The following is a 1,523-nucleotide window of genomic DNA, read 5'->3' as shown; positions in this document are numbered from 1 at the left end:
CTGATACGAAAATCGGGCGGTCGTGGTGATCAGGTCAGGCTGCTTGTGCGGGGTGGACCGTGACTTGGTAGCCGAGTTGGTGGAGTTGGTCGATCAGTCGTCGGGTCTGTCTGGCCTTGGCGTGCGGGTTGAGTCGCTCAACGAAGTGCTCGGCGCCTAGGTCGTGGTAGGCGATGTCGCGGCTGAGCATGATCCACACGGCGATGAGGACGGAGTGTCCGACCGCGACGAGGGCGCGTTTCTTGCCGCGGCGGCTGGCGATGCGCCGGTAGCGGGCGGACAGGTAGGTGCCCTTGGTGCGGGCTGCGGATACCGCGATCTGTCCGAGGACTGCTTTGAGCCACGGGTCGCCGTGGCGGGTGCGGCCGGGCTTGTTCGTCGCTCCGGACTGGTTGTTGCCCGGGCACATTCCGGCCCATGAGGCCAGATCGGCGGCGGTGGGGAACCGGCTCGGGTCTGCGCCGATCTCGGCGAGGATCACCTCGGCGGCTCGGCCGCTGGCACCGGGGATGGTGGCGATCAGGTCGAGTTGGCGGCGAAAGGGCCGTACCTGCTGGTCGATCTGGCTGCTCAGCCGTTGCTCCATGGCCACGCAGGCGTCGATACGGTCGAGCATCGCACGGGTCAGGAAGGCGTGGTGGGCGGTGAACCGGCCGGTCAACGCCTCGGTCAGCAGGGGGCGTTTGCCGCGCATGCTGCCCAACGCCAACTCCGCAAGCACGTGCGGGTCCCGTTCCCCGGCGATCAGTGCTTCCAGCATCGCCCGGGCGGACTTGCCCATCAGGTCCGACACGACCACGGACAGTTTGATCCCGGCGTCTTCGAGGAACTTCTCCAGCCGCTGAATCTCTCGGGTGCGTTCCCGCACGATCTCGGTGCGGTAGCGGGTCAGGTCCCGCAAATGGCGGATCGGTTCGGGCGGCACGAAGCTGGGTCGGACCAGACCGTGCTCCACCAGCTCAGCGATCCACTCAGCGTCCTTAACGTCGGTCTTGCGGCCCGGCACCGCCTTCATGTGCCGGGCGTTGAGCAGCCAGCAGTCCATGTCCTGCTCCAGCAGGTAGAACACCGGCTTCCAATACGCGCCGGTAGCCTCCATCCCCACCACCGTGACCCGCTCGGCCAGCAACCAGTCCCGCATCGCCAGCAGATCATTCGTCATGGTCGAGAACGTGCGCACCTCCCGGCGCCGACGCCGCCCCGCACCGGGCACCCGAATGCACACCTTCACGTCGCCCTTGCTGATGTCGACGCCCGCGCAGCGTTCGTGGACCACATCCATCGCCGCCGCCCTCCTTCCCACGCTGGGGTGACAAGCGGACCGCCGGCGGGGACCTCACAGGGCGAAGAGTCTGATACGCGTGCTCGAAGCAACAGTTCCGGGTGCCTGTCGATCAGATCCCCAGCGTCCTACTAACCCACGGGCTCGGACAGCGCCAAGAGGAAACGACGTCAGCCGGACGGCCCCAGCCCGATTTTCGCCCGCTCAGGGTCGCGCCACCAGGCGCACGCACTACTAACCC

The 1,523-nt window shown here is 67.1% G+C and carries 1 protein-coding gene; it reads right to left on the bottom strand.

Translation table 11 applies throughout. The features are described 5' to 3' along the window. Positions 1–34: 34 nt before the first annotated feature. On the bottom strand, positions 35–1,282 hold the full coding sequence (locus AB0873_RS32510) for an IS110 family transposase (protein WP_366604628.1): 1,248 nt from the start codon (positions 1,280–1,282) through the stop codon (positions 35–37). Between the last annotated feature and the right edge of the window lie 241 nt (positions 1,283–1,523).

It is taken from the genome of Micromonospora sp. NPDC047707 (genome assembly GCF_040704235.1).
Classification (GTDB): Bacteria; Actinomycetota; Actinomycetes; order Mycobacteriales; family Micromonosporaceae; genus Micromonospora.
Note: the sequence above shows the minus strand (reverse complement) of the source record. Positions and strands in the feature narration are given on the sequence as shown.

Coding starts and splice junctions, on each gene's coding strand:
- AB0873_RS32510 (WP_366604628.1), bottom strand. CDS start 1,282: ATGGATGTGGTCCACGAACGCTGCGCGGGCGTCGACATCAGCAAGGGC.